Source organism: Halosolutus gelatinilyticus, from assembly GCF_023028105.1.
Classification (GTDB): Archaea; Halobacteriota; Halobacteria; order Halobacteriales; family Natrialbaceae; genus Halosolutus; species Halosolutus gelatinilyticus.
Map to the genome: position 1 here is coordinate 2,258,021 of NZ_CP095491.1, position 25,230 is coordinate 2,283,250.

At 69.0% G+C, this 25,230-nt stretch carries 25 protein-coding genes; 13 read left to right on the forward strand and 12 right to left on the reverse strand.

Features of this window, described 5'->3' with window-relative positions; genetic code table 11:
• Positions 1-78: 78 nt before the first annotated feature.
• Positions 79-309, forward strand: coding sequence for a hypothetical protein (locus MUH00_RS11095; protein ID WP_246998482.1), 231 nt, complete (start codon positions 79-81; stop codon positions 307-309).
• 7 nt (positions 310-316) lie between these two features.
• Here the strand turns inward: MUH00_RS11095 and MUH00_RS11100 are convergent, their stop codons facing one another.
• Positions 317-1,570 (reverse strand): tRNA (N(6)-L-threonylcarbamoyladenosine(37)-C(2))-methylthiotransferase, encoded by a 1,254-nt coding sequence (locus MUH00_RS11100; protein WP_246998484.1) that lies wholly within the window; start codon positions 1,568-1,570, stop codon positions 317-319.
• A gap of 176 nt (positions 1,571-1,746) precedes the next feature.
• Here MUH00_RS11100 and MUH00_RS11105 point away from each other — a divergent pair, with 176 nt between their 5' ends.
• The 5 genes from MUH00_RS11105 to MUH00_RS11125 are packed head-to-tail and all read left to right on the forward strand — an operon-like array spanning position 1,747 to position 8,018.
• Positions 1,747-2,823, forward strand: coding sequence for a M48 family metalloprotease (locus MUH00_RS11105; RefSeq protein WP_246998492.1), 1,077 nt, complete (start codon positions 1,747-1,749; stop codon positions 2,821-2,823).
• Entirely contained in the window at positions 2,820-4,499 is a 1,680-nt protein-coding gene (locus MUH00_RS11110) for a DUF4129 domain-containing protein (protein ID WP_246998494.1), read from the forward strand. The genes MUH00_RS11105 and MUH00_RS11110 overlap by 4 nt, the downstream gene beginning before the upstream one ends.
• The gene (locus MUH00_RS11115) at positions 4,496-5,281 is read left to right on the forward strand and encodes a DUF7269 family protein (RefSeq protein ID WP_246998496.1); all 786 of its coding nucleotides are present in this window, start codon (positions 4,496-4,498) and stop codon (positions 5,279-5,281) included. The genes MUH00_RS11110 and MUH00_RS11115 overlap by 4 nt, the downstream gene beginning before the upstream one ends.
• The gene (locus MUH00_RS11120; protein ID WP_246998498.1) at positions 5,278-6,639 is read left to right on the forward strand and encodes a DUF58 domain-containing protein; all 1,362 of its coding nucleotides are present in this window, start codon (positions 5,278-5,280) and stop codon (positions 6,637-6,639) included. The genes MUH00_RS11115 and MUH00_RS11120 overlap by 4 nt, the downstream gene beginning before the upstream one ends.
• A complete protein-coding gene (locus MUH00_RS11125) occupies positions 6,636-8,018 on the forward strand; it encodes a hypothetical protein (RefSeq protein WP_246998500.1) in 1,383 nt (460 codons plus the stop codon). The genes MUH00_RS11120 and MUH00_RS11125 overlap by 4 nt, the downstream gene beginning before the upstream one ends.
• Here the strand turns inward: MUH00_RS11125 and MUH00_RS11130 are convergent.
• Together MUH00_RS11130 and MUH00_RS11135 are read right to left on the reverse strand one after the other, a co-directional pair.
• Positions 8,004-8,972, reverse strand: a complete 969-nt coding sequence (locus MUH00_RS11130; protein ID WP_246998502.1) for an AAA family ATPase — start codon at positions 8,970-8,972, stop codon at positions 8,004-8,006. The two genes, MUH00_RS11125 and MUH00_RS11130, sit on opposite strands and share 15 nt — an antisense overlap.
• A 386-nt stretch (positions 8,973-9,358) precedes the next feature.
• Positions 9,359-10,378, reverse strand: a complete 1,020-nt coding sequence (locus MUH00_RS11135) for an AI-2E family transporter (RefSeq protein ID WP_246998504.1) — start codon at positions 10,376-10,378, stop codon at positions 9,359-9,361.
• A 115-nt stretch (positions 10,379-10,493) separates the two neighbouring features.
• Here MUH00_RS11135 and MUH00_RS11140 point away from each other — a divergent pair, with 115 nt between their 5' ends.
• Positions 10,494-11,225 (forward strand): DUF547 domain-containing protein, encoded by a 732-nt coding sequence (locus MUH00_RS11140; RefSeq protein WP_246998505.1) that lies wholly within the window; start codon positions 10,494-10,496, stop codon positions 11,223-11,225.
• Positions 11,226-11,270: 45 nt separating this feature from the next.
• Here MUH00_RS11140 and MUH00_RS11145 read toward each other — a convergent pair whose 3' ends face one another.
• On the reverse strand, positions 11,271-11,864 hold the full coding sequence (locus tag MUH00_RS11145; RefSeq protein ID WP_246998507.1) for an amphi-Trp domain-containing protein: 594 nt from the start codon (positions 11,862-11,864) through the stop codon (positions 11,271-11,273).
• A 152-nt stretch (positions 11,865-12,016) separates the two neighbouring features.
• On the opposite strand from MUH00_RS11145, the gene MUH00_RS11150 reads away from it, so the two are divergent.
• From MUH00_RS11150 to MUH00_RS11160, 3 genes are all read left to right on the forward strand, one after another.
• On the forward strand, positions 12,017-12,838 hold the full coding sequence (locus MUH00_RS11150; protein WP_246998509.1) for an HNH endonuclease: 822 nt from the start codon (positions 12,017-12,019) through the stop codon (positions 12,836-12,838).
• Positions 12,839-12,973: 135 nt separating this feature from the next.
• Positions 12,974-14,137: an MFS transporter gene (locus tag MUH00_RS11155; RefSeq protein WP_246998511.1), complete on the forward strand. Its 1,164-nt coding sequence runs from the start codon at positions 12,974-12,976 to the stop codon at positions 14,135-14,137.
• A 61-nt stretch (positions 14,138-14,198) separates the two neighbouring features.
• Positions 14,199-14,408 (forward strand): hypothetical protein, encoded by a 210-nt coding sequence (locus MUH00_RS11160; RefSeq protein ID WP_246998513.1) that lies wholly within the window; start codon positions 14,199-14,201, stop codon positions 14,406-14,408.
• A gap of 258 nt (positions 14,409-14,666) precedes the next feature.
• On the opposite strand, the gene MUH00_RS11165 is transcribed toward MUH00_RS11160, so the two are convergent.
• The 5 genes from MUH00_RS11165 to MUH00_RS11185 all read right to left on the reverse strand — a co-directional run bounded on the left by MUH00_RS11165 (position 14,667) and on the right by MUH00_RS11185 (position 18,823).
• On the reverse strand, positions 14,667-15,395 hold the full coding sequence (locus MUH00_RS11165; protein ID WP_246998515.1) for a guanosine phosphorylase: 729 nt from the start codon (positions 15,393-15,395) through the stop codon (positions 14,667-14,669).
• A gap of 107 nt (positions 15,396-15,502) precedes the next feature.
• Positions 15,503-15,805, reverse strand: coding sequence for a HalOD1 output domain-containing protein (locus tag MUH00_RS11170; protein WP_246998517.1), 303 nt, complete (start codon positions 15,803-15,805; stop codon positions 15,503-15,505).
• Between the two features lie 165 nt (positions 15,806-15,970).
• Entirely contained in the window at positions 15,971-16,897 is a 927-nt protein-coding gene (locus tag MUH00_RS11175) for an ATP-dependent ribose-1-phosphate kinase (protein ID WP_246998519.1), read from the reverse strand.
• A 40-nt stretch (positions 16,898-16,937) separates the two neighbouring features.
• On the reverse strand, positions 16,938-17,759 hold the full coding sequence (locus MUH00_RS11180) for a DUF63 family protein (RefSeq protein ID WP_246998520.1): 822 nt from the start codon (positions 17,757-17,759) through the stop codon (positions 16,938-16,940).
• An 89-nt stretch (positions 17,760-17,848) separates the two neighbouring features.
• Complete coding sequence (locus MUH00_RS11185; RefSeq protein ID WP_246998522.1) at positions 17,849-18,823, reverse strand: ribose 1,5-bisphosphate isomerase; 975 nt, start codon at positions 18,821-18,823, stop codon at positions 17,849-17,851.
• Positions 18,824-18,976: 153 nt separating this feature from the next.
• On the opposite strand from MUH00_RS11185, the gene deoC reads away from it, so the two are divergent.
• Positions 18,977-19,612: a deoxyribose-phosphate aldolase gene (gene deoC, locus MUH00_RS11190; RefSeq protein WP_246998524.1), complete on the forward strand. Its 636-nt coding sequence runs from the start codon at positions 18,977-18,979 to the stop codon at positions 19,610-19,612.
• Between the two features lie 510 nt (positions 19,613-20,122).
• The gene (locus tag MUH00_RS11195) at positions 20,123-21,607 is read left to right on the forward strand and encodes an HPP family protein (RefSeq protein ID WP_246998526.1); all 1,485 of its coding nucleotides are present in this window, start codon (positions 20,123-20,125) and stop codon (positions 21,605-21,607) included.
• A 139-nt stretch (positions 21,608-21,746) separates the two neighbouring features.
• On the opposite strand, the gene MUH00_RS11200 is transcribed toward MUH00_RS11195, so the two are convergent.
• Both MUH00_RS11200 and MUH00_RS11205 read right to left on the reverse strand, forming a co-directional pair.
• Complete coding sequence (locus MUH00_RS11200; RefSeq protein ID WP_246998528.1) at positions 21,747-22,934, reverse strand: NAD-binding protein; 1,188 nt, start codon at positions 22,932-22,934, stop codon at positions 21,747-21,749.
• A gap of 86 nt (positions 22,935-23,020) precedes the next feature.
• Positions 23,021-23,440, reverse strand: a complete 420-nt coding sequence (locus MUH00_RS11205) for a universal stress protein (protein ID WP_246998529.1) — start codon at positions 23,438-23,440, stop codon at positions 23,021-23,023.
• Positions 23,441-23,540: 100 nt separating this feature from the next.
• On the opposite strand from MUH00_RS11205, the gene MUH00_RS11210 reads away from it, so the two are divergent.
• Positions 23,541-24,041: an AAA family ATPase gene (locus tag MUH00_RS11210; RefSeq protein ID WP_246998531.1), complete on the forward strand. Its 501-nt coding sequence runs from the start codon at positions 23,541-23,543 to the stop codon at positions 24,039-24,041.
• A 15-nt stretch (positions 24,042-24,056) separates the two neighbouring features.
• On the opposite strand, the gene MUH00_RS11215 is transcribed toward MUH00_RS11210, so the two are convergent.
• Positions 24,057-25,067, reverse strand: a complete 1,011-nt coding sequence (locus tag MUH00_RS11215; RefSeq protein WP_246998534.1) for a hypothetical protein — start codon at positions 25,065-25,067, stop codon at positions 24,057-24,059.
• Positions 25,068-25,230: the final 163 nt, after the last annotated feature.

The window sequence follows — 25,230 nt, forward strand, 5'->3', positions numbered from 1 at the left end:
ATCCCTGAACGACCGTTCGTCAACGGGACCCAACCGCTAATCAAAAGGTATGTCTCGGCGCAAGAATGTACCGGTAACATGGTTGACGAAACCGCACAGTCTGGTTCGATCGGGCTGGTACAAATCGTCCTCGCGCTCGTCGTCGTGGCGATCCTCGCGTACGCCGTGCTCGCAACGAACATATTGCTCGGATTCCTCGCCGCGTCGATCATCGTATTCAACTACTACGCCATCAAGTGGGTCATCGAATTCCTTCGCCTCTTCCGTCGGTTGGTCGTCGCGCTCGAGCGAATCGCGGAGAACTCCTGAACCGGTCTCAGATCGGCTTCCCGAACGCGTACATCGTCTCGTGGGCCGTCACTTCGAGGTCGACGAAGTCGCCGGGTTCGAGTCCGTGGTCGCTCGCGTTTTGGACGATGAGCTGCCGGTAGGCCGAGTCGCGACACTTCACGGAGTCGGCCGTTCCCTCCTCGACCACGAGCACGTCCTCGCGACGCTCGCCGACCATCTCCGCGTAGGCCTCGCCGACGATTTCGCGCTTGAGTTCGCTCATCTCCTTCGATCGCTCCTTCTTGATCGTTCCGCCGAGGCCCTTCAACGTCGCGGCGTCGGTCCCCGGCCGCTTCGAGAAGCGGGTGACGTTGACCTTCTCCGGGCGCGTCTCCCGCAGGAGGGCCATCGACTGCTCGTGGTCGCGATCGGTCTCGGTGGGGAAGCCGACGATGAAGTCCGTCGACAGCGTCCAGTAGTCGAGGCGATCGTCGAAGGTCTCGACGACCTCGAGATACTCCCCGACCTGGTGTTGCCGGCGCATGTCGCCGAGGACGTCGTTCGAGCCGGACTGGACGGGCGCGTGCAGGAAATCGTAGAGTTCCTCGTTCGCGGCGAAGACGCCGGCGAGTTCCTCGCGGATGCCGTGGACGCCCTTCGGGTTGGCCATGCCCACGCGCACGCGAAAGTCGCCCTCGATGTCGCAGATCCGATCGAGCAGTTCGTGCAGCCTCCGCTCGCCGGTGTCCCAGCCGTAAACGCCGGTGTCCTGGCCGGTGATGCGAAGCTCCTTCGCGCCGGCGTGGATCAGCGCCTCGGCCTTGCGGACGTTCTCCTCGATCGGCGGCGAGTCGATTTTGCCGGTCGCGTGCTTCGTGATGCAGTACGAGCAGTCGGACATGCAACCCCGTGCGATCGGCAGGATGCCGACGACGCCGTCCAGCACGGGTTCGGCGTCGGGCGTGGTGGTCGGGCACTCGCCGTTGGTGACCGCCTCCGGGACCTCGTCCCAGTGGAGCACCTGGCCGTCGACGTCGGCCTTCGCGAACTCCTCGCCCTGGGCGAGGGCCATACAACCCGTGATGAACAGGTCCGCGGTCTCCTCGGCCAGTTCCTCGGCCCGCCGCAGCATGTTCCGCTCGGTCTTCTCGACGACGGTGCAGGTGTTGAGGATGGCGACGTCGGCCTCGTCCGGCCCGTCGACCCGGTAGTGGCCGGCGTCGCGGAGCCGCCGCTCGATCTCGCGGCTCTCCCCGCGGTTCGACGTACAGCCGTACGTCTCGATGTGGTACCGGGCCATTCGTCGTTGCTCCACCGTCGGGCCCGGGAAGGCAAAAGCCCGACGGATCCGGCCCGCGCGCGGCGTGCAACCGTCGGACACACCGTTCGATCGGTCCGAACGCCGGCGCCGTTTCGATCGGTCACGGAAAACTTTTGTCTAATAGATATGAACACCAACACGAATTAACGTCTTCCATGACATTTCGGCTGCGGATCTGTGCCGTCCTCGCGGTGCTCGTCGCGGTGAACGCGCTGTTCGTCTTCGCGCTGCTGTGGGCCTACGGCGTCCTGATGCCGGGGCTCGTCGCCGGGAGCATCGTCTACGCCCGGAGCGGCGCGATCGGGTTCGACTTCCTGCAGATGCCGGTCTCGTGGCCGGCCTTTCTGCTCGTGGTCGCGGCCTTCCTCGCGGCGCAAACGTACTACGGCTATCGGCGGGTGCTGTCCGGCACCCGCGGCGGCGACGACGACGCGACGCACGCGGTCGCCCGGATCGTCCGCCGACTGGCGATGACCGCGGACGTGCCCGAACCGGCCGTTCGCGTCGTCGACGACGAGACGCCGAGTTGCTACACCGTCGGCCGGCTCACCGACGCGACGATCGTCGTCACGACGGGGCTGGTCGACCGCCTCGACGCCGACGAACTCGAGGCAGTCCTCGCCCACGAGCTCGCCCACGTCGCCAACCGCGACGTGACGCTGATGACGATCGCGACGCTGTTCGTCGAGATCGCCGACCGGTCCTACCACGCGGCGCGCCTCGCCCGCCGGGCGCTGACGAACCCCGGCGAGCTATCGACCCGGGGGAGCGTCGCGATCCGGTGGTTCCTCCCGCTGGTCGCGCTGACGTACGTCTTCGTCGCCCCGATTCTGTGGGCGTTTCCCGCGATCGCCGACTGGGCGACCCGGACGCTTTCGCACGCCCGGGAGTTCGCCGCCGACGCGGCCGCCGCGCGGATGACCGGGAATCCCCTCGCGCTGGCGACCGCGCTGCTGACGCTCGACGAGACGACGGCGCCCCCGGAAGACGACCTCCGCGCGGCCAGAACCCGCGCGCTGTGCGTCGTGCCGGCGGTCCCCGTCACCGGCGACGAGACGACCTCGGTCCCCGATCTCGATCGGTCGGCGGGCGCCCCGCGACGCCGCGAGCGCGTCTCGTCGTGGCTCGCCGGCACGCCGTCGACGGTCGGCGACTCCGAGACGCATCCGCCGCTCCAGTCCCGCGTTCGACGACTTCAGCGACTGGCAGCCGAACTGGAGGGGGTATCGTGACCGACGCCCGCCGACTCCTGTTCGTCCTCGGGTGCGTGGTGTGTCTCCTCACCGTCGCTACCTCGCTCCCCGCGGCCGATCCTCGGCTCGACCCGCCCGGCGCCGCTGGCGGGGAGCCGATCGCCGGCGAGTGGGACGCGATCGATTCGACGCCGGATTTCAGTACGGACGCGAACGGTTCGGACCAGCCGAACGACGATGAGAACGCCGACAACGACGGGAACGACAGGAACGACGACAACGATCCGGCCTCCCCCGACATCGTGATCGACGGCGCGATCGAGCCCGGAAACGAGGTGACGATCGACCTCAGGGACATCAACGCGTTCAGCCGGCGGTCGATCGAAGTGAACGGCGAGGAAGTCACCGAAGCGGATCACTTCGGCAGGGCCGACGTCGTCGTTCCGTACGCGGAGGAGATGCACGTCGCGGTTCCCGAGGACAACCTCTCGCGCACGGTCGACGTCGAGACGGCGGCGACGATCACGTCGACCGACGGGGCGGTTCCGGCCCGGGAGTACGCCGTCTCGGTCGCGGTCGGATCGACGCCGGTCGCCAACGCGACGGTATCGGTCGACGGCGAGGACGCCGCGATCACCGACGAGAACGGGGAGGCGACCGTGGTGCTCCCCGAGACGGCCGGACCGGTCGACCTGCGGGTCGATCGCGGTCCCGTCGAGGGCGAACGGACCGTCGAGGTGGCCGAGCCGACGGTGCGGTTCGCCTCGCCGCTGCTGTTTCCCGGCGGGCCGGCGCCCGTTCAAGTGACGGCCGACGGCGCGGGCGTCGACGACGCGACGGTGTCGCTCGGGGACGGGGAGACGCACACGACCGGCTCGGACGGGACGGTGCGGGTGTGGTTGCCGGTGGAGGACGAGGTGACGGTGACCGCCGACGTCGGCGCCGAAACGGCGACCGCCACCGTCGGGAACCTCTACCGTCGGCTTGCGGTCCTGGCCGTGCTCATCCCGGGGTTCGCCATCGGCGGAACGGTGACGTACCTGCGGTTCGTCGCGACTCGCGACCGGCATCGGGGGTCCGGACTCGCGGCCGTCTTCGTCGCGCTCGCGGACGTCTTCGCGGGGCTCTCCGACGCGTTCGCGGCGCTCGCCGGGTTGCTCCGCGGACGGCGCCGATCGATGTCGATCCCCGAACTCTCCCTCCCGCGCCTGCGATTCGGGTGGACGTTCCCGTCGATCGGGGCCTCGCTCTCGTCGGCCGGCGGCGCGCTGGGGACGCTGCCGTCGTTCGGATCGCTCTTCGGTTCGCCGGGGCGAGGCGGCGGCTCGTCGAAGCGCGGCGGCTTCTCGCTGCGGAGCGCGCTGTTCGGCTCCGATACCGACGACGACGATCGGACCGAGTCCGGAAACGCCCGCCCGACGCTCGCGGCCGAACCGCTCGGTCCCCGCGGGCCGCGCGCCGAGATCCGTGAGGCCTGGCACGCCGCGATCGATCGACTCGGCGTGAACCGTCGCGAAACGGCGACGCCCGGCGCGATCGCACGCCGGGCGATCGCCACCGGATTCCCGGCCGACGCCGTCACTAAACTCGTCGCGATCGTCCGCGATGTCGAGTACGGCGGCCGCGAGCCGTCGCCGGACCGGGTGGCGCGGGCGCGGGAGGCGGCGGCCGACCTGATCGATTCCGCGCCGAACGATGAGGAGGACGACCAATGAGCCGGAGAAGACGGTCGCCCGGTGGATCGGGACCGCTCGATCGACTTCTGGCGATCGACCCGAACCAGGCCGCGACCGCGGTCGTCGGCTGCGGGGCCGCCCTGGCGATCGGGGCGCTCCTGTTCGGCGGATTCGTTCCGACTGCCCAGGTGCTCGTCGGCGTGTTGTACCCGCTCGCGGTGCTGTTCCCGGTCTTCGGGGTCGCGATCGCCGTCTACGCGCTCCGGTGGCTCTGGTTCGCCGACCGCTCGGGCGAGCGCCCGTTGGTCGAGGGCGAACCGCCCGAAACGGCCGACACCCGAACGACCCGGCGGGTCGGTCGCGACCTAGACTGGAAACTCGACGCCGCCGCCGGCGGTTGGTACCGCTGTCAAGGGACCGGTTCGGCGGCGGCTGTTCGCGACGTTCTCGTCGACGCGGCGGCCACTGCGCTCACCCGGACCCGCGGCCTCGACACCGAAGCGGCCGGTGCCGCCCTCCGATCGGGAACCTGGACGGACGACCCGGTCGCCGCCGCGTTCCTCGCGACCGACCGGCGACAGCCGCTCGGGGAACGGTTGCGCGGGGCGATCGACCCGGGGGCCGCCTACCAGCGCCGCGTTCGTCGCACGATCGGCGCCATCGAGGCGATCGACTCTCCCGCCGCGATCGAGGCGTTCGACGACGGGTCGGCGGGAGCCGAACCGGACGGTGCGAGCCCGCGAGGCGAGCCGGATGACTCGATTCCGCGGGCCGAGGCGGACGCGGCGGAGGCACGGACCGCGCCGGAGGTGATTCGATGAGCGATCCGAACGACGGACGTCCGAGCGCCGATCGCGAGATCGATCGCGTCGATCGCGGCGGGTGGGCCGTCGTCGCGGCGCTTTCGATTGCCGGTGCCGGGATCGCCGTCGGCAGCCAGCTGCTCGTCGTCGCCGCCACGCTACCCCTGTGGTACGTCGCCGCGGCGGTCCTGGGAAGCCGTCAGGAGGCGATGATTCGAGTCGAGCGGCGGGTCGCGATCGATGGCGAGTCGGAGTCGAGCCCGACAGACGCCGACGATCGCTCCGAGTCGATCGTCTCTGGCGATCCGGGCGACACCGTGACGGTTCGGACCGCCGTCCGGAACATCGGCTCGGAGCCGATCGTCGATCTTCGCGTCGTCGACGGGGTTCCCGAGTCGCTGCCGGTCGTGGCCGGAACGCCGCGGACCTGCGTCGCGCTCGATCCGCTGGAGACGGCGATGATCGAGTACGAACTGCGCCTCCGGCGCGGCGAGCACCGGTTCGGCGACGCGACGATCCGAATCCGCGATCTGACGGGAACGGTGGTCGAGACCCGGACGGCGAGCGCGACCGGCGAGGAGACGATCCGCTGTTCACCGACCGTCGATACGGTGCCGCTCGGCGGCGGCACGAACTATTACGCGGGCGAGGTGCCGACCGACGAGGGCGGCAGCGGCGTCGAGTTCTACTCCGTCCGGGACTACGAGCCCGGCGACCCGGTCGGGGCGATCGACTGGCGCCGGTACGCCGGCACCCGCGAGCTGGCGACCGTCGAGTACCGCGCCGAGCGGGCAACCCGGATCGTCTGCGTCGTCGACGCTCGCGGCAGCCAGTTCGTCGGGACGACGGCGGCCCATCCGCCGGCCGTCGATCTGTCGGCCGACGCCGCCAGACGGACGGTCGAGACGCTGCTGTCGACGGGCCACCCGTCCGGCGTCGTCGCCGTCCACGATCGGCGGCTGGCGATCGTTCCGCCCGGAACCGACCCCGAGACGCGGCGACGCGCGACGGAGCTGCTATCGGCGACGCGACGGGGAACCCTCGAGGGGACGGCCGTCCGGACGCTGCGGGGCGATCCCGGCGAGGAGCTCGCCGGGACGCTCCCCGGGGAGGCGCAGGTGTACCTCTTCTCGTCGTTCGTCGACGACCACCCGCTCGACTTGGTCGAGCGACTCCGGGCGCACGGCTACGCGGTTCGCGTGGTCGCGCCCGATATCACCGCCGGCGACGACACCGCGACGCGACTGCAGGCGCTCGATCGCCGAACCCGACTCGCGCGGGCTCGCGCGACCGGCGCCCGGGTCGTCGACTGGGACCTCGAGCGCCCGCTCGGGCTGGTGTTGCGCGACGCCATCGGGGAGGTGAAGACGCGATGACCGCCGTCGACGATCGGGCCCCGGCGACGACGGCGCGGGCGATCGCGGTCGCGGCCGCCGTCGGCGCGCTCGCCCTGGCCAGTTCGCACCCGATGGCCGCCGCCGGCGGTCTCCTCGGCGTCGCGATCGCCGCGGTATCGCGCGGGTTCGGCGGTAGCTACCGCCGCGTGACGCTCGTCTCGGCGTTCCTTCCCGCGCTCGCGCTCGGCTCGATCGCCGTGGTGGTCGGTGCGAGCGGTCCGGTCGGCGTCGTCCTGACGATCGCGATCGCGATCGCGGGCGCCGCCGCCGTCGTCGTCGTCGCCGGTCGGCCGTCGTCATCCGCGCTCGAGCGTGCGGGCGCGGGCGCAACCGCTACCGGCGTTGCGACCGCCGTCGCCGCGATCCTCTGTTTCGGCGTCTACGCGGCCGGCGACCCCCGATCGGCGCTCGCGACGGTGCTGTGGCTCACCGGCGACGGCGTCTCCGGACTGCTCGGCTGGTGTCTCGTCGCCGGGGTCGCGGCGGTGCTCGGCGCGTTCGCCGTCCCGCCGGCCGCGCTCTCGACGCCGGCGGAACTCGAGTCGTACGCGAGGCGGCGAACGGCGATCGCGTGGGCGATCGGGATCGGAACCGCGAGCGCGGTCGGATTCGTGGCCGCGGCGACGGTTCTCACCTGGCTCGTCGCCTCGCTCGACCCGGTCCTCGCCGCGCTCGCCGACAGCGGCGCGGTTCGCGGAATCCTCGCGTCCGCAGCCGGCGCGAGTCTCGCGATCGCCGTCGTCGGGACGGCCATCCAAAAATCGTGGTCCCGAGCGACCCGTCGGAACAGCGTCGCCGTCCCCGTCGTCGTCGGCGGCGTCTGCGGCGTGTTGCTCGTCGTTCCCGTCGCGGTCGTCGCCACCGGCGGCCGGTACGACGTCGCGGCCGGGCTCCTCACCGCGGCGACGATCGTCCTGGGCGGCGGCTACACGGCGGCGGCGATCGCGCTCGGAGCGATGAACTGGGACTGGCGGCCCGCGCCGACGTCCGCGATCGCCGCCGCGCTCGTCGCCGGCGGGCTCGTTCTCGCGGGGACCGCCGACGCCGCTCCGGGGCTGGAGACGATTCGCACCGCGCTGGTTTCGTTCGTCGCGATCGCGGCCGGGCTCTTCGCGTACGACGTCGGTCGGTACGGGCGGACGCTCGGGCGCGAGATCGGTCGCGACGGCTCGTCACGTCGCCCGCAACTCATCCGGATCGGCTGGAGCGGCGGCGTCGCGGCGATCGGCGTTCCCGTCGCGACGGTCGGCGCGCTCGGGGCGGCGGTGCTCGCCCCGGCTCTGTCCATTCCCGCGACGGCGGGCGCGCTCGGCGGTCTCGCCGCGCTCGTGGCCGGGGGCTGGCTACTGTTCCGCTGAGGGCGGCTCCATCGCCGGCACCTCAACGTTGCTCAGCACGGACTCGACGACGCGACGGCGATCGACGCCGTCGATGCTAGCCTCCGGCGTGAGCACCAGCCGGTGGGCGAGCGCGGGCTCGGCGATCGCCGTCACGTCGTCCGGAACGACGTAGTCGCGGCCCTCGAGGACGGCTCGCGTCCGACTCACTTCGAACAGCCGCTGGACGCCTCGGGGCGAGACGCCGACGTCGACGCGCCCGTCCCGCCGGGTGGCTCGACACACCGCACCGATGTAGTCCCGGATCGGCCCCTCGACGGTGACGGTCTCGGGAGCGCGCTGGAGCTCCAGTACGGTTTCGCGATCGACGACGGGGTCGACGGTCGGATCAGGCCGGTCGCGGTCGGCCCGCCGGTCGATCAACTCGCGCGTCCCGTCGGCGTCGGGGTAGCCGAGCGAGGTCTTGATCATGAAGCGGTCGCGCTGGGCCTCCGGAAGTTCGAACGTGCCCTCCTGCTCGACGGGGTTCTGCGTGGCGATGACGATGAACGGATCCGGGAGATCGTGGGTCTCGCCGTCGACCGTCACTTGCCCCTCCTCCATTGCCTCCAGCAGCGCGGACTGCGTCTTGGGGGGCGCGCGGTTGATCTCGTCGGCGAGGACGACGTTCGCGAACACCGGGCCCGGCGTGAAGTGAAACTCGCCGGACTCCTCCTCGAAGACGTACGAGCCGGTGACGTCGGAGGGCATGAGATCGGGCGTGAACTGGATGCGGGCGAACTCGAGCCCGAGGGCGGTGGCCAGCGATCGGGCCGTCAGCGTCTTCCCTGTCCCTGGCACGTCCTCCATGAGAACGTGCCCGCGGGCGAGTATTCCGGCGAGAATCTCCTCGAGGACGGTTCGATCGGCGACGACGGCGGAGAGGACTTCGTCGACGATGGTCTCCCCCGTCGACGCGGCGTCGGTAACTGACATGGTACGTAGCTCGTCTCCGGGAACTTATATTTCTCGTGGACCGAGACGTCGCGGCCGATCAGTACTTGCCCCGCTCGTCGGAGGGAGTTTCTCGATCGTCTCCTGAAACTCGATGATCGTCTAGACTGGCTCGGACTGACCGGCGGCGAGCAAGGTCAGTTCCTGCGAGATACCGACGCGCTCCCGGACCGATTGGCTCCGTGACTCGCCGTCGACCATCGATCGATGACCGACATCCCCCATCGGTAAATAAGCGTCATTGGCCAGGGGGCTGTCCGATTCCGATGGCGATCAGTAGAGGAAGAAGGTAGGGCGCGTATGCTCGCCATTGAGAGTGCTAAGAACACCGTCAATACGCCTGCTTCGGACCTCGATCGAACTCGCTCTCAAATCGTCCCCGACTCGCCCTCCAGTTGGTTGTACTGTTCGTCGACGACGCTGACGATGGCGATGAATGCGCCGATGATGACCGGGCCGAAGAACAGTCCCATGACGCCGTAGGCGTAGATCCCGCCGAGGACGCCGAGGATGATGACTGCGGGGTTGATCTGGGCGTATCGATCGACGACGATCGGGCGCAGGTAGTCGTCGGAGACGCCGACGACGACGGCGCTGTAGACGGCCAGAGCGATCGCGGCGACCGGTCTGTTGATCAGGAAGAGGTAGATGACGGCCGGAATCCACACGATCGGCGCGCCGATCAGTGGGATCAGCGCGAGGATCACCATGACGAACGTCCAGAACGCCGCGTTCGGGACGCCGGCGGCGAACAGGCCGAGCCCCGCGATGACGCCCTGGATGATCGCGATCAGGACGTGGCCGGCCAGCACCGCCCACATCACCTCCGCGAGCTCGCCGTAGAGGTCGTCCTGTACGTCCGCCGGCAGCGGCGTCACGTCCCTGAGCCAGGCCATGAGGTTGGCGCCGTCTTTCAGCAGGTAGTAGAGCAGAAAGAGCATGAGTCCGAATCCCACGAGCGCGTGCGTGAGCGTGCTGAACCACGCGGTCGTCTGTTCGAGGACGATCGAGCCGATCTGTTCGGCCGACCCGGACAGTTGCTCGGTGATGTTGACCTGCGTTCCCGTCTCCTCGGCGATCTGCTCCTCTATCGCCGCGATTTGGAGCATCTCGGGGTCGAGTTGCTGGAGCATCGCGGCGACGTCCTCGGCGATCGCCACCGCGACGACGACGAACGGGACGATGAAGCCGACGACGGCGAGGACGACGAGCGCGAACGCGGCGATCGTCGGCGAGGCGCGATCCTCGAGCCGCCGCTGGAGCGGAAACAGGATGAACGCCAGCAGGATCGCCGCGAGCACGTACTGAAAGAACGGCCGCACCAGCTGAAGCGAGAGGTACGCAAAGACCACGACGAGGACGAGGAGATACCCCTTGCTGAGGTTCACGGATACACTATCGACGGTCCGGCGAATAAAACCAGGCCCGACGTATCTCCAGTCAAGACTGTCGTCGAGAGCCGTCACACGGCTTCAAGAGCGTGCCTGGCGAACTGTAACTCGAATGTCGACCCAGCTCGATCCGCTCTCGCTCTCGGCCGATTTTCTGTATACGGTGAAGACGGAGGGCGACCCCGACTGGCTCCGATCGAGACTCGCGTCGATAGATCGGTCGCAGCTCGAGCGGGCGCTGTCGACCCGCGAGCGCAAACTGTCCTTCTGGCTCAACTGCTACAACGCCTACACGCAGGTGCTGCTCGAGGAGACCGACGATCGAGAGCCGATCGAGGGCGGCGTCCTCGATCGCTGGCGGTTTTTCGCCCGCGATCGGATCCCCGTCGGCGGCGTCTGGCTCAGCCTCAACGACATCGAGCACGGGCTGCTCCGGCGGTCGAAACTCCCCTGGGGGCTGGGTTACCTTCCCCGACCGTTTCCCTCGTCATTCGAGCGGCGCTTTCGGCTCCCGGCGTGCGAACCCCGGGTTCACTTCGCGCTCGCGACCGGCGGCGATCACTCGCCGCCGATCGCGGTCTACTCCCCGACGGACGTCGACGAGGAACTCGACATTGCGATCGAGTGGGCGCTCGAAGAAACCGTCCAGTACGACGCCGAGGCAAACGTCGCGACGGTGCCCGACCTCTTTCGGCGGTACCGCGGCGACTTCGGCGGCAAACGCGGCGTGATCCGATTCCTGCGACAGTACGACGCCGTGCCGGCGGACGCGACCCCGACTCTCGAGTACGATCGCGGCGGCCGATCGTCGGCCGTCGATCTCTCCGTCGCCGATCCGTCGTGAGTCGCGACGGCTTCTCGCATCGCGGCGGCCGTCTGGCTCGCGTCGTCAGTCCCGATCTTCGATCGTCGCCGTCGGCGCCGCGCGCATCACACTCCTGGCGGCGCGTTTGGCGTTCGATCGCGAGGTGTACCCCTCGCCGCTGTCGGCGATGATGTTCCCGTTCCAGTGGACGAGCCGCCAGCGCCACTCGTCGGCCCGATCCCGGTACACCTCGAAGCGACTGGCCCGCTCTCCGCCCGTGGTTCCGGCCGACTCGTCTCCTGATCGACGCCGACCGACGACCCCCTCCGGCGACATCGTCGCCGCGGCGGGGTCTTCCGACGGATCCTCGGCGGCCGCCGGTTCGCCCTCCCGGCCGATCGCCTCGTCGTCGACGGCCTCCACGCGGACGCTCGACTCGTCGGGGTCCTCCCACTCGAGTTCGAGTTCGAGTTCCGCCACCGGCGGGTCGGCGTCGTCGTCGCGTTCGACCTCCAGCTCGGCGACCAGCCGCGACGGGAAGTCGACGGCGAGTCGCCGCTCGGCCGTGTGCACTCGGAGCGTCCGGTCCCTCCCCAGGGCCGCCGCGAACTCCTCGAAGAGCACCGCGAGGTCGGCCCGATCGTACGCTTGCTCCAGTTCGAATTCCGTCTCGGACATGCCGTCGTCTACGTCGTGCGATCGGTTAGCATTGGTGGGCGATCTCAGGATCCACGAGCCTCGGGCCGGCCGTCGAGAGACGCCGACGACGGGCCCCGTCGGTCCCAGTCGGTGCCGGAGTGCTTTTGTCGTCCCCCTGTGATCGATCGGCCGTGACTTCCCGCGAGTGGCGCGCCGATCGACGAGCCGTGTTCGACCGAGACGAGTACACCTGTCAGCACTGCGGCGCCGTCGGCGGCGACGGCGAGTCGACGGCCGTCCGGACCTACCCCGTCGGCGACGTGCCGCTCGAGGGAACCGTCCACGAGAGTTCGCTCGCGACGGTCTGCGATCGGTGTTTCACCGTGCTCCGGGAGTCCGAGTCGCTGTCTGGGCTGTCGGCGGACCGGAACGGCCTGTTTCGGATCGTTCGCGATATCACCCGCGCACAGGGGGCGACCATCTCCGACGTGGCCTCGTTCGCGTCGCTCGCGACGTCGCTCCCGACCGCGCTGGCGGACGGCGAGGAGACGGATCTCGACTACGTCGAGACCAGACGCGACGTCCTCCTGGCGATCGACCTCGTCGACGTGCGCCTCGATCGCCTCGCGGCAGTCGACGCTTCCGAGCACGATCCAGCGGTCGCCTCGCTGCTCGAAACGGTTTCGGAGACGGCGACGGACCTGCAGTTCGACCTTCGGCGCGCGGTCGAACTGGGCGAGACGGTCGTGACGGAAGTCGGTCGGTGTCGCGGCTGCTTCGAGCCGATCGCCTCCGACCGCGCGTGTTCGACCTGCGGGCTCGAACCGCGCCCGCTGGCGGCGTGGCGGCGCTCGACCGACGACGGGGCCGCGTTCGGCGACGAATCCGCCGATGCCGTCGCGTTCGATCGGCTCTTCGCGTCGATCAACGACGCCCTCCGCGGGACCTCCGAGACGACCGCGGAACTGACCGACCGGACGACGGAGTTCGCCGAGACGCTCCTCGAAGGGTGACCGAGACGCCCCTCTAGAAGCGGCCGAGACGCGGTTCGAAGAGCGATCGACGCCGACCACCACGGCGTGGTATTCGGCCGTCGTGATTCCGTCGGAATTCGGAACGTTTGAGGCCGCCTGATTGAAACACCGATCGTGGGCCGCACTCGACTCTTCGCCTCCCTCTGTGGACTCGTCTTTCTCGTCAATCTCGCGAGAATCATCTACGCGCCGCTGCTGGACGTCTTCATCGCCGACTTCGCGATCGGCGAGGCGACCGCAGGGCTCATCGTGACGCTCGCGTGGATCGGCAGCGCCGCGCCGCGGCTGCCCACCGGGTGGCTGCTCACCAGGGTCCCGCGACACCGCGTCGTGCTCGCCTCGGGGGCGATCCTCTCGGTCTCGTCGGCACTCGCCGCGACCTCGGTGACGGTTTCGCAGCTCATGACCGGGGCGTTCCTCATGGGGATCGCCTCCGGGGTCTACTTCGTGTCGGCGAACCCGCTGATCAGCGAGCTGTTCCCGGAGCGCATCGGACGCGTCATGGGGATCCACGGCGCCGCCAGCCAGGTCGCCGCGGTGATCGCCGCCCCGTTCGTCGTGCTCGTCCTCGCGATCTTCGTCGACTGGCGGCTCTCGCTGTGGACGATCGCCGTCGGCGCGGCGCTCGTGACGGTATACACGTGGCTCGCCGCGAAGCGGACCGACCTGCCGGCGGCCGGGACGGGCGATCGCGACTTCGTCGCCGGCGCCGCGTCGGAGTGGCGACTCATCGTAACGGCGCTCGCGATCGTCGGCGTCGCGTCGTTCGTCTGGCAGGGCGTGTTCAACTTCTACGAACTGTACATGCAGTCGAAGGGGCTGTCCGATCGCGCGGCCGGGCTGATGCTCACGATCGTCTTCGCCGCGGGCGTCCCCGCGTTCTTCTTCGGCGGCGACCTGGCCGATCGGCTCCCCAAGGTGCCGTACATGCTCGGGATCGTCGGGACGTTCTCCGTGTGCCTGCTCGCGCTGACGATCGCCGAGAGTTTTCTCGCGCTGATCGCGCTGACCGCGATCGTCGGCTTCGTCGTCCACGCCCTGTTTCCCGCCACGGACACGTACCTCCTGGATACCCTCCCGGATTCGTCCCGGGGCAGCGCCTACGCCGTGTTCAGTTCGATCTGGATGTTCACCCAGGCGATCGGGTCGTCCGTCCTGGGGATCTTCATCGAGCGCGACTACACCTACGACGAGGTCTTCGCCAGCGCCGCGGTGCTGCTCGGGGGCACGATCGTCGTGCTCGTGATTTTGGAGCGGGCGGGCCGGTTGCCGGAGTGATGCGATCGGGCATAAACTTCTAAGGATTGTCGGATGCTACCATACAACAGTGGGGAAACCGATGTCCGTCGAAAACGAGCCACACCCGGAGACGCCCACGTGTTCCGTCTGCGAGGACGAGATGGAGTTGCGAGCCGAAGGCGTCGAGAAAGCGATCCCGATCATCGGTACCGAGGTCGAGTTCCGGCAGTACCGCTGTCCCGAGTGCGGGCAGGGCGCGCGGTTCGAACGGAGCGGGTCGGACGAGGAGTGGTCGCGGGCCGCGATGTGAACGGAGAGGTTGGCGGGTGAACCTGCCGCCTCGCCGGCGCGGACGGCCGTCGATCGCGGCGCGACGCTGTGCGCCGGCGGTCCGATAGCCGATCGTCCGCCCGTCCCCTCAGTCGTCGGTCCTGTCGCGAGCCGACGGCGGGTCCGGCACGTCGTCGGAGAATCGAGTCGCGGTTTCGCGGATCCCATGATCCTGTGGGTCTCGTGGACCGATCGGACCCGTTCGGCCGGGTCTCTCGAACGCCGATCGGACCCTGCCTTACAGTTCCGTCGCGGCGGAGAGCGCGATGTCGATCGCGCGGCCGACGTTGTTCTTGGCCTTGTCGGGTAGTTCGTCCTCCTCGGTGGCGGTGCCTTTCTGCGTCCCTTCGACGAGGTTGCCGTCGACGGTGCAGATCGCGCCGGCGCGAAGCCCCTTCCGGCGGGCCAGCGAGAAGACGGCCGCGGCTTCCATCTCGACGGACAGCATGCCCGCGGCCTCCCAGTCGGCGACGTAGGACTCGGTCTCAGCGTAGTAGGCGTCGTCGGAGGCGATCGGGCCGACGTGGACCTCCTCGTCGTTGGCCTCCGCCGAATCGACGAGCGCCGACAGCACGTCGTAGTCCGGGACGGCGGGGTACTCGACGGCTTCGTAGCGCTTCGAGGTCCCCTCGTTCTTCGCGGCGCCGGTCGCGACGATCATGTCGCCGATCTCGATCCCCGACTGGAGCGCGCCCGTGGTGCCGACGCGGACGAACGTCTCGACGCCGACGTTGGCCATCTCTTCGATCGCGATCGCGGCGGACGGACAGCCGATCCCGGTCGAACAGATCGTCAGCTCCCGGCCCTCGTAGCTCGCGTTGACGACCTTGTACTCGCGGTTCTGGGCGACCGTCTCCGCCTCGTTACAGTGGCCGGCGATCCGATCGACGCGGCCCGGATCGCCCGGAATGAGCGCGATGTCCGTCAACTCTCCGTCGTCGACCAACAGGTGCGGTTGCGTTGCCATACCGTCGCGTTCCGCGGGCGGCGAGAAAAAAGATTCGAGGACCGATTCCGAGCGGTAGCGGCAGCGACCCTCGATCCGGTCTTCCGGATCAGTTCGCTCCGATCGTCTCAGCCGGTCGGACCCACCTCCACGTGATCGGTATCAATCGTGACGGTGGCGTCGTCGACCGCGAACTCGACGGTTCCCGGCGATCGAGTGGTTCCGTTATGCGTGTCGGCGAAGAGCGCATCGAGCGCTTCGGGATCGACGTAGTCGTACAGCCGCGTGCTCGCGGTCGTGACGTCTTCGTCCCTGTACCGCGCCAGCGCGACTGCGGCGGCGATGCTCGGCGGTTCGTTTTCACGTCGCTCGTATCTGATACGGCGACTGAACTCGCACCCGTAAGACTCGGTTCGTCTTCGTTCCTTCATGTCTCTCTCAGTCACGGTTCGTGACTATCCAGTCGAGTGGCCAACGGCACGCGCAATATATGTGTCGTCAGACGACATCCGGTGAGAACCGATCGGAGCGGCCCCGTACCATCGGTTCCCGATCGATCCCGCGCCGCCATCGGCCTCGATCGAGCGGAATTACAGTCAAAAGTGGTCGGCGAGAAACGTCTCGATCGCGGCTCGCGTCGGCGTGCTGCGAGCCCCTTCCTGGGCCGCCGTGAGGGCGCCGCAGGCGTTCGCGTACTCGAGCGCGCGCTCGACGTCGAACCCGGGCGCGGATTCGCGTCCGCCGTCCGCGCCGTTGCGCCGTCCGTCGGCGAGCATGATCGCGATGAAGCCCGCGGCGAACGCGTCGCCCGACCCCGCGGTATCGACGGGATCGACGTCGAACCCCGGGTGGGCGTACGATCCGTTCGGGGTGTGGACCATCGCCCCGTCGCCGCCGCACTTGACGACGACGATCCGATCGCTGAAGTCCGAGCCGGGATACTCGTCCTCGAGCATCGCCTCGGCCTCGCGATCGTTCGCGAAAACGACGTCCGACGTCGCGAGCGCCTCGCCGTAGTCGCGGTCGCCAAGCCGCCGCCCGGGATCGAAGCTGACGGTGACGCCGGCGCCGCTGGCGATCCGCGCGATCGCGGCGGCGGTGTCGGGTCGCTGCCCGGTGAGGTGGACGTGATCGGCCGTCCGGATCCGTCGCTCGTCGAGGTCGTCCGGCGCGACGGCCTCGTTGATGCCGTCGTTGCCGAGCACCGCGACCTCCCCGTCGTCGTCGACCAGCAGGTACTTGACGGCCGTCGGCGTCCCCTCGACGATCCGAACGCCGTCGAGCGAGACGCCGGCTTCCTCGAGTTCGCGCCGCGCGAGCAGTCCGTTGTCGTCGTCGCCGACGCTGCCGATCAGCCCGGTTTCGACGTCCAGTCCCGCGAGGGTGGCGGCGACGTTGGCGGCGCTGCCGCCGCCGGATTGGCGCTGCGATCGGATCGCGGCTTCGGCGTCGGGGGTCGGCAGTCGATCGAGGCGGAGCGTCACGTCCCAGTTGACGTGACCGGCGGTGAGCACGGAGACCATTGCAGCTAGTCCGGAACCGACGACCGCCGTCGGGAAAAGTCTAGGTTACGGTAAACAGCAGGACGTTGTGAATGCCCGGGCCGAGCCCCACCGCGGCGACCAGCGCGAGGACGGTCCGCGCCTGTCGCGGCGCCTCCTGGACGTACTCCCTGAACAGCCCGAGGATGACGAGCGCCAGCACCACTTTCACGAGCACGAATAGCCAGCCGCCGCCGACGTACGCGGCGATCGGGAGGCTGGAGCCGGCCTCCAGCAGGAACTCCGAGAGCGGGACGTCCTCGCGGGCACCGAGCACGTCGTAGCCGATCGCGGTCGAGACGCCGTCGAGCGTGTGCCCGAAGACGACGAGCGCTCCGGTGGCGCCCGTGATCGCGGCGACCTCGGTGAACCAGAGGCTCAGCGCGATCCACGCGACCGCGGTGACGATGCCGGCGACGACGACCGCGATGACCGGCCAGAAGGGGTCGAACGCGCCCACTTCCCACCGGCTGACGATCGCGAACGCCGCGAACACGGCGAAAAACGCCGTCCCGACGATGCCGACGAACCGCGAGATCGACGACTGGAGGCCGCCGGCGTAGAGGAACGTCGCGACGAGCCAGACCGAGCCCGCGACGACCGCCGTCACGAGGTAGACGCTCGGCGAGGCGAACAGGACGGCGATCCCGTCGGGATAGGCCCCGATCTGATAGAGGACGTGCAGCGTCGATCCGAACATCATCCACGGCGCGAACGCGAGCACCGTTCGATCGGTCACCGGCGGATCGAGCGTCCACAGGAGCACGACGATCCCCGCCAGCACGACGAGCAGCGGCACGAGAAAATACCACGGCGGGAGCGCGAATCCCTCGGGTAATACCATATCACATACACGCTCACAGCAGTAACTAACACGTTTCGATTGGTTACTGGTCGATGATACGATCGGGACCGTTCAAACCGAAAGCGTGCTCACGTCTCCCACGGCTCGCCGGTCGTCTCCCCGAACAGTTCTCGCATCAGTGTCACGATGCTCTCGGGCGGATACTGGCCGCGCTCGGTGACGATCGCGTCGACGTACCGCGGCGGCGTGACGTCGAAGCCGGGGTTCTCGACGACCAGTCCTTCGTCGTCCGGACCGCCGGCGATGTCGGCTCGTTCGTCGGGCGAGAGGACTTCGGCCTCGTCGCGCATCTCGATCGCGACGGTGTGACCCGTCATGGTGTCGGGGTGGAGTTTGATCGTCTGGGCGGCGACCATCACCGGGACGCCGCGCTCGCGCGCGTTGACGGCTAGGCCGCTCGTCCCGATCTTGTTGATAACGCTGCCGTCGGCGGCGATGCTGTCCGCGCCGACGAGGACGTGGTCCGCGTCGTCCAGGTAGCGCCGAGCCGCGTTGTCGACGATCAGCGTCACCGGCACACCCCACTCGCGCAACTGGCGGGCCGTGATGTGGCCCTGCTTTCGCGGTCGGGTCTCCTTGACGATCGCCTCGACGCGCTTGCCGGCGTCGAGCGCGGCCTCGATACACGAGAGCGCGTCGGTCGAGTGGCAGTGGGTCATCACCACGTCGCCGTCGCGAAGGCGGTTCGCGCCGACCTTGCCCAGCCGATCCTGGGCCTGCTCGAGTTCGGTCCGGAACTCCTCGGCGCGCTCGATCGTCGACACCTGCAGGTCGGAGACGGTCTCCCCCTCCATCCCGCGCAGAACGTACCGGAGGGCGTTCGGCAGGCTGACCGCCGTCGGGCGGGTCTCGTAGAGTTCCTTCGCAGCGGCCCGAAGCTGGCTCCGGAAGGCCGCCGGCGTCTGGGCGTCGGTCCGATCGGCCTGAATCGCGAGCGCGTCGGCCGCCGCGTCGGCGATGGTCGCGGCGCCGCGGATCTCCATCGTCGCGATGTCCTCCGCCGTCTCGTCGACGGCCGGATCGACGGCTGGCTCCTCCTCCATGCGCTCGCCTATCACGTCGCGAGCAATAAGCGATCGGGCGGCTATCCTGGGTTGCGATCGGATACTACGCTGCGTAATTCGAGTTCCGTAGTGGTAACCGGATCGGTCGTGTGAACACGACCGATTTTTGACGGCGCGCGGAGTCAACCCGCTATGGATCGCAGCGAACTCGCTCCCCTGATCGACCACACGGTCCTCGGTCCCGAAACGACGCCCGCCGACGTTCGCCGGGTGCTCGACGAGGCGTCCGAGTACAGGATGAACGCCTGTATCCCGCCGTACGCCGTCGCGGAGGCGTCGGAGTACGCGCCGGACGTGACGCTGGCGACGGTCGTCGGCTTCCCCCACGGCCAGAACGGCCACGACGTCAAGCGCCGCGAGGGCGTCCTCGCCTGGAAGGCCGGCGCCGACGAACTCGACGTCGTGATCAACGTCGGCCGCCTCAAAGCGGGCGAAGTCGACGTCGTGCGGGCCGAACTGTCCGAACTCGTCGCGGCGGCGCCGATCCCGGTCAAGGTCATCATCGAGACTGCGCTGCTTTCCGACGAGGAAAAGCGACGGGCCTGCGAGGCCGCCGTCGCGGCCGACGCCGCGATGGTCAAGACCTCCACCGGCTTTGCCGATGGTGGTGCGACGATCGAGGACGTTTCCCTCATGAGCGAGTACCTCCCCGTCAAGGCCAGCGGCGGCGTCGGAAGCTACGACGAGGCGATCGCCATGCTCGACGCCGGCGCCGAGCGGATCGGCGCCTCAAGCGGCGTGGAGATCCTCGACGGCGCCCCCGAGTGACGACGATAACGGGCTGCTCACGCGGCGCGAACTCGAAGGACGCAGCCGTCTCGCTCGAGCGACTCTCCGACGCGGTTACCCGGACCACACGCAGAACTCACCGCGAGCGGTATCCGTCGGCGAACATCAGGACGGTAAATGTAGCGATAGCCGCCGGCAAAATCACTCCGCCACCCAAATGTCTCAAGAAAAACTGCCAGACGGCGAATCCGATCGCCGCTGACAGTACACACATCGCGAACAAGCGGTGATCCGATAGCGAACTCGTGTTGGTTTGCTCGCCCATCTCTTTCCGGATCATTCACGCCCGTATGGCCCTAATACTATCGAACAAACGGTTCCAACGCTACTCGTGGATCCCGGTAGCGGTCGTACACCGCCTCCGGCCCTGCGTCGTCGGCAGAAACCCCCGCGATCGAGCCTACGGCGGTGGCCGCGGATAGATGGAGACCCGACTCGCGGCTCGCGCCAAGTCGAACGGTTTTCGTCGGTACGCGAATCACTACCGGTATGCGCGACTCGGTCCGAGCGCGCGTCTACGCGCTCGCCAGACGGCTCCGACGGCTCGAGCGGCGGGAACTCGACGCGTTCGTGCGGTGGATCGAGCACACCGGGAACCTCCTCCACCTCTCGGTGCTCGTCTTCGTCCCGTTGGTGATCGCCGCGGTGACCTGGCTGTCGAACGCGACGGCGATCGTCTCCTTCCTCCTGTTTCCGCCGCTGGCGTCCGGCACGTACACGCTCTTCGCCGATCCCGAGGGTCGGTACGCCAAGCCGGGCACGTTCGTCGGCGGGATGACCGCGGGGGCGCTGTGCGGCTGGCTCGCGCTCGCGCTCGCGGCCGCGATCGGGCTGGCCGGCGGCGGCGTCAGCGCGACCGCCGCCGGGCTGGGGGTCTTCTTCACCGGCGCCGCCACCTGGGCGCTCGACCTGGAGGAGCCGACGGCCTTCTCGACGGCGTTGCTCGTGCTCGTCACCGGCGAGGCGCGGATCGCGTACGTGCTCGGGATCGTCGTCTCGAGCGCGTTCGTCGCGATCGTCTTCGCGGTCTGGCGCCGCCATTTCTACGAGCAGCGGGCGCGGTACCTCTACCAGACGACCAACGGCGACGATCACGTTCTCGTTCCGATGCACGACGGCGACGAGACGGTCGCCCGGTTCGCCGCCGAGATCGCCGGGGCGCACGAGGCCGGGAAGGTCATCCTCTTCGACGTCGCCGACGAACCATCCGCCGAGTCCACCGAAGACGCCGCGGACCGATCGTCCCGCGGTCCGATCCGAGTTCGCTCCCTCGACGCGCTCGAAGCCCGCATCACCGCCAGGGCCGAATCCACCGTCGGCGCCGAAGCCGCCGGCTCCGCGGGCGACGTAATTCGCGACCTCGAATCGCTCGCGGACGACCTCGAAGCCACGTACGACGTCCCCTGCGAGGTCGTCGTCGCGGTCGACGGTGGCCGATCGCCCGACCTCGTCCTCCGCACGGCTCGCGAGAACAACTGCGACCTCATCGTCGCCCCGTACGCCGAAGCCGACCGGGGCGGGCTCTCGCCGTTCATCAAGGGGCTGTTCGACAGCGAGATCGACGTCATCGCGTTCCGCTCGACCGGCGACCGCGATCGGTGGCGCTACGGACTCGTCGCCGTCCGCGGCGCCGGCGACACCGCCCGCGCGATGCTCGACTTCGCGTTGCGGGTCGCCGGCCCCGGCTGGCCGATCAGCGTCTGCACCTGCATCGACGACGAGTCGCGCCGCCGAACCGCCGAGAACGCCCTCGCGGACCTCGTCGACGCGTTCACCGGCCGCTTCGAGACCCACGTCGTCACCGCGCCCGTCGACGCGTACCTCTCGCGGGTCGCGTCCCAGTACGACGTGCTCTTTCTCGGCTCGAGCACCGATCGATCGGCCGCCTCGCGGTTCGTCTCGCCGCCGACGTTCGAAAAGTGCAGCGACGTCGAGAGCGACGTCGCGATCGTCCACCGGGGTCGCCACCGGTAGCCGCCCCGGCCGTTGGCCATCGGCCGTCGAGATCGGCGCGCCGCCGCGACCGGTCGCGCCTTCCCGGGTCCGCGCCGGAATCGCCGTCGGGTACGGATTGCCGCGCCGACGAAAAACCACACCGCCGGAGTAGCGGGGCTCACCGATCGCGCAGGATTCGATCGACCACGTCCGACTCGTCGCTGCCGAGCGCCGATCGAACCAGCAGGTGTCCGCCCAGCAGCGCCGGGCTGATGACCGTGTCCGCGCCCGCGCGTTCGAGCTTCGTGATGTTCTCGCGGTCGGTAGCGGCGGCGACGATCCGGGCTGCGGGCGCGAGCTGTCGGGCGGTGAGGATCGCCAGCGCGTCCTCGGCGTCTTCGTTCGTGGCGACGACGATCGCCGTAGCCCGATCGATCTTCGCGCGGCGGAGCGGGTCCTCGTCGCTGGGGTTAGCCGCGATGACGAGGATTCCTTCTTCGGTAAGTCGCGTCGTCACCTCGCGGTCGGGCGTTACGACGACGAACTGCTGGTCGCTGCGCGCGAGTTCGTCGACGATCGGTTCGGTCAGTTCGCCGTAGCCGAGGACGATGAGGTGGTCCTCGAGCAGTTCGAGCTGTGAGTCGGTCATCTTTCCGAGCGTCTTCGAGATTCTGGCCTGGATGGCGGGGCCGACGAGAGCGCCGATGGCGATACCGAAGCTGGCCACGCCGAGGACGAGCACGGACATCGTAAACAGCATCGCGCGCGTCGACGACTGATTCGGCGTGATGTCGCCGTAGCCGACCGTGCTCGACGTGATCAGCGTGAAGTAGAAGGCGTCGAGGATGGTGTTGATCCCGTCGAACTCCTCGCGAAGCGCGTAGCCGCCGATCGTGCCGTAGAGCTGGACGCCGATCAGCGCGGCCCCGGCGGCGATCTGGGTGGTGGTGAGCGAGAGCGACTTGGTGAAGCGCTTCCGGCTGAGCAGCAACACCGGGATCGTCACGAGCGAGACGACGATCAGCGGCGCCGAGTACCGGCTCCCCTGCAGGAACCCCTGGGCGGCGGTCAGCGGGAGCAACAGCAGGGTCGCCCACCAGCCCGCGCGAAGGCCGCGTCGGAGCGCGAGCGCGCTGCCGACCATCAGGAAGCCGGTGAGCGCGCCGGTGAAACTGGCGGCGCTCTGGATGGCCTCAGGAACGTACGACGCGAACTGCGCGTCGACGGCGTTAGTCCCGATGTTGATGATCGCCGTCGCGACCGAGAGCAGGGCGACCGTCAGCGCGAGGACGATCGACGCCCGCATCGAGAGCACCACTCGCCAGTTCTCGGGGAGCGAGCGCCGGACCGACTGCCCGTCGACCATACACACCGCTGTGCGACGGCGTTAGTTAAACGTCACCGTCTGGGCCCCGCGATTCGATCGCCGCGGCGATCGTCTTCGGCGGCCGACTACCGGACGACCGTCACCGGGACCGGCGATCGCCGGAACACGACGTCCGCGACGTCGCCGACGAACAGCCGCCCGACCACGTCACTTCCGTGGCTTCCGATCACGACCGCGTCGTAGTCCGCCGCGCGGTCGACGATCGCCCGGCCCGGCCGGCCGACCGAGATGGCGGTGTCGACTTCCGCGTCGTGGTCGTCCGCCAGTTCGCGCGCCCGATCGAGGACTCCCCTGGCGCGGTCTTTGGCCGCGTCTTCGATGTTGTCCTCGAAGGCGATGCTCATCGCCTCGCCCATCATGATCGAGGGTTCGCCGACCACGGTGAGGACGGTTATCGACGCGTCCGGGTGGTTCTCGAGGGCGTACTCGAGCGCGCGCTCGGACAACTCGGAGCCGTCCATCGGCACGAGAACGCGAGAGAGCATACCCGTACTACCACGAGCACGTCGATAAAGCCCGGGCCGGCACCGCCGTGGGCCGCCGCTCGATCCGACGATTGTTAGGCGTTCGTCCCCGACGACGGCCGTGATCCTCGTCATCTGCGGGCCGCCCGGCGCGGGCAAGACGACGATCGCGACCCGGGTTCGGGAGCGACTCGTCCGTCGAGACGTCCCCGTCCAACTCTACCACTCGGACGACTTCTCGAGTCGGACGTACGAGCAACTCTTCGATCGGATCGCGAGCGCGGTCGAGACCGAGGCCGCGTCCGGGCGCGAGGACGAACCCGCGATCCACCTCGTCGACGGTACGTTTTACCGGCAGAAGTGGCAGACCCGGTTTCGAACCCTCGATGATGTCCGGTTCGTTCACGTCGCGGCGAGTCTCGAAACCTGCCTCGAGCGAAACCGATCGCGGGCGGACCCGATCGACGAGCGGGGCGTCCACGTGATCTACCGGGAGTTCGCCGACCCCGAGGCCGCGCTCGAGATCGACACCGACGACCGCACCGTCCCGGAGGCCGTCGATCGCATCCTCGCCGCGCTGTCCGCGTGGGGGTGGCTCGACGCCGCCGACCCCGAGGCGTGAGCCGCACCGATCGGCTCAGACACCCGGTAGCGAGACGTCGTCGGGTAACCGATCGGGCGTGAGGTTCTCCGGCAGCGCGTCCCAGCCGAGGACGTCCTCGCCGGGGGTCGCGTCCGTTTCAAAACCGGCTGTGGCCGCGGGCTCTTGCTCGCGGTACTCGGGCGGCGGCGCGCCGTGCGCGTAGACGCTCTCCGGGTGGTCGACGGTCCAGACGTGCAGCATGCAGGGGGTCCGGCAGGGAAACCGGATGTCGCCCTCCTCGAAACGCCGTTCGTAGACTTGCCGATAGTACCACCAGGCGAACCGGCCCGGGAGGCCGGCGTGGTAGTGCCACGGCGAACACAGGTTCTCCGGTCCGTCGGGGCCGCTGTGGTCGTGATCTCCGTTGCCGCCGTTCGCACTCTGTTCGCCGTCGCGTCCGCCGGGTTCGGTCGCCGGCTCCGGATCCGCCGGCGCCAGTTCGTCCTCGTAGGTGACGCCGGCGTCCTCGTCGTAGACGACCGGCGGCGGCGAGACCGGGTCGCCGCCTCGCGTTGCGATGAACATGACGCCGATCGATCGCCAGGACTCGTCGTCGACGAGGACTGACTCGGGTCGATCGGGATCGAGGAGCGCGTCGTCGCCAATGTACTCGGTGCTCAGCCAGTGGGAGTAGCCGCTGTCCCCGCCGATCGTGTCGAAGTACGGCTTGAATCCGGCGTCGAGCAGCGCGCCGGCGTCCGGATAGCGGTCGGTGAGCGTCTCGCGGACCGCTTCGCGGAGGTCGATCGTCACCTCGTGGTCGTCCGCACACCCGTTCAGGCTCGCCCCCGCGCAGTAGCCGTGGCTCGGTTCCGGGGTCGCGTCGGGACAGCGCCGATCGAACTGCGCCCGTCGGGCGCCACCGCCGCCCCCGTCAGCGTCCGGATCGGCCCGGACGGACCTGACGCCGATGGCCGACGCCGCGACCGCTCCGCTCGTCGCTCGGAGAACCGCGCGCCGGGACAACCGCCGCGAATCGCGTCCGCCTTCGTCCCCGTCTTTCATTTCGTGTCTCGCCACGGACGCCACGGTTGTAAACCACCGTTGGGATCGCCGCTAGAGGTTCTGTCGCTACTCTTTACAGGATCGCGGGCGGAGAATTCGCCGATCGAGCGGGCGGACCCGTTCCCGTGCGCCCACGGACGCGAGCGGCGATCGAGAACCGAAA

What these genes read in the sequence shown, in the direction of transcription:
- deoC (WP_246998524.1), top strand. Translation starts at nt 18,977, where the DNA reads ATGGATCGCAGCGAACTCGCTCCCCTGATCGACCACACGGTCCTCGGT.
- MUH00_RS11165 (WP_246998515.1), bottom strand. Translation starts at nt 15,395, where the DNA reads ATGGCAACGCAACCGCACCTGTTGGTCGACGACGGAGAGTTGACGGAC.
- MUH00_RS11140 (WP_246998505.1), top strand. Translation starts at nt 10,494, where the DNA reads ATGTCGACCCAGCTCGATCCGCTCTCGCTCTCGGCCGATTTTCTGTAT.
- MUH00_RS11145 (WP_246998507.1), bottom strand. Translation starts at nt 11,864, where the DNA reads ATGTCCGAGACGGAATTCGAACTGGAGCAAGCGTACGATCGGGCCGAC.
- MUH00_RS11105 (WP_246998492.1), top strand. Translation starts at nt 1,747, where the DNA reads ATGACATTTCGGCTGCGGATCTGTGCCGTCCTCGCGGTGCTCGTCGCG.
- MUH00_RS11205 (WP_246998529.1), bottom strand. Translation starts at nt 23,440, where the DNA reads ATGCTCTCTCGCGTTCTCGTGCCGATGGACGGCTCCGAGTTGTCCGAG.
- MUH00_RS11115 (WP_246998496.1), top strand. Translation starts at nt 4,496, where the DNA reads ATGAGCCGGAGAAGACGGTCGCCCGGTGGATCGGGACCGCTCGATCGA.
- MUH00_RS11170 (WP_246998517.1), bottom strand. Translation starts at nt 15,805, where the DNA reads ATGAAGGAACGAAGACGAACCGAGTCTTACGGGTGCGAGTTCAGTCGC.
- MUH00_RS11185 (WP_246998522.1), bottom strand. Translation starts at nt 18,823, where the DNA reads ATGGAGGAGGAGCCAGCCGTCGATCCGGCCGTCGACGAGACGGCGGAG.
- MUH00_RS11175 (WP_246998519.1), bottom strand. Translation starts at nt 16,897, where the DNA reads ATGGTCTCCGTGCTCACCGCCGGTCACGTCAACTGGGACGTGACGCTC.
- MUH00_RS11160 (WP_246998513.1), top strand. Translation starts at nt 14,199, where the DNA reads ATGTCCGTCGAAAACGAGCCACACCCGGAGACGCCCACGTGTTCCGTC.
- MUH00_RS11215 (WP_246998534.1), bottom strand. Translation starts at nt 25,067, where the DNA reads ATGAAAGACGGGGACGAAGGCGGACGCGATTCGCGGCGGTTGTCCCGG.
- MUH00_RS11195 (WP_246998526.1), top strand. Translation starts at nt 20,123, where the DNA reads ATGCGCGACTCGGTCCGAGCGCGCGTCTACGCGCTCGCCAGACGGCTC.
- MUH00_RS11200 (WP_246998528.1), bottom strand. Translation starts at nt 22,934, where the DNA reads ATGGTCGACGGGCAGTCGGTCCGGCGCTCGCTCCCCGAGAACTGGCGA.
- MUH00_RS11095 (WP_246998482.1), top strand. Translation starts at nt 79, where the DNA reads ATGGTTGACGAAACCGCACAGTCTGGTTCGATCGGGCTGGTACAAATC.
- MUH00_RS11125 (WP_246998500.1), top strand. Translation starts at nt 6,636, where the DNA reads ATGACCGCCGTCGACGATCGGGCCCCGGCGACGACGGCGCGGGCGATC.
- MUH00_RS11100 (WP_246998484.1), bottom strand. Translation starts at nt 1,570, where the DNA reads ATGGCCCGGTACCACATCGAGACGTACGGCTGTACGTCGAACCGCGGG.
- MUH00_RS11120 (WP_246998498.1), top strand. Translation starts at nt 5,278, where the DNA reads ATGAGCGATCCGAACGACGGACGTCCGAGCGCCGATCGCGAGATCGAT.
- MUH00_RS11130 (WP_246998502.1), bottom strand. Translation starts at nt 8,972, where the DNA reads ATGTCAGTTACCGACGCCGCGTCGACGGGGGAGACCATCGTCGACGAA.
- MUH00_RS11180 (WP_246998520.1), bottom strand. Translation starts at nt 17,759, where the DNA reads ATGGTATTACCCGAGGGATTCGCGCTCCCGCCGTGGTATTTTCTCGTG.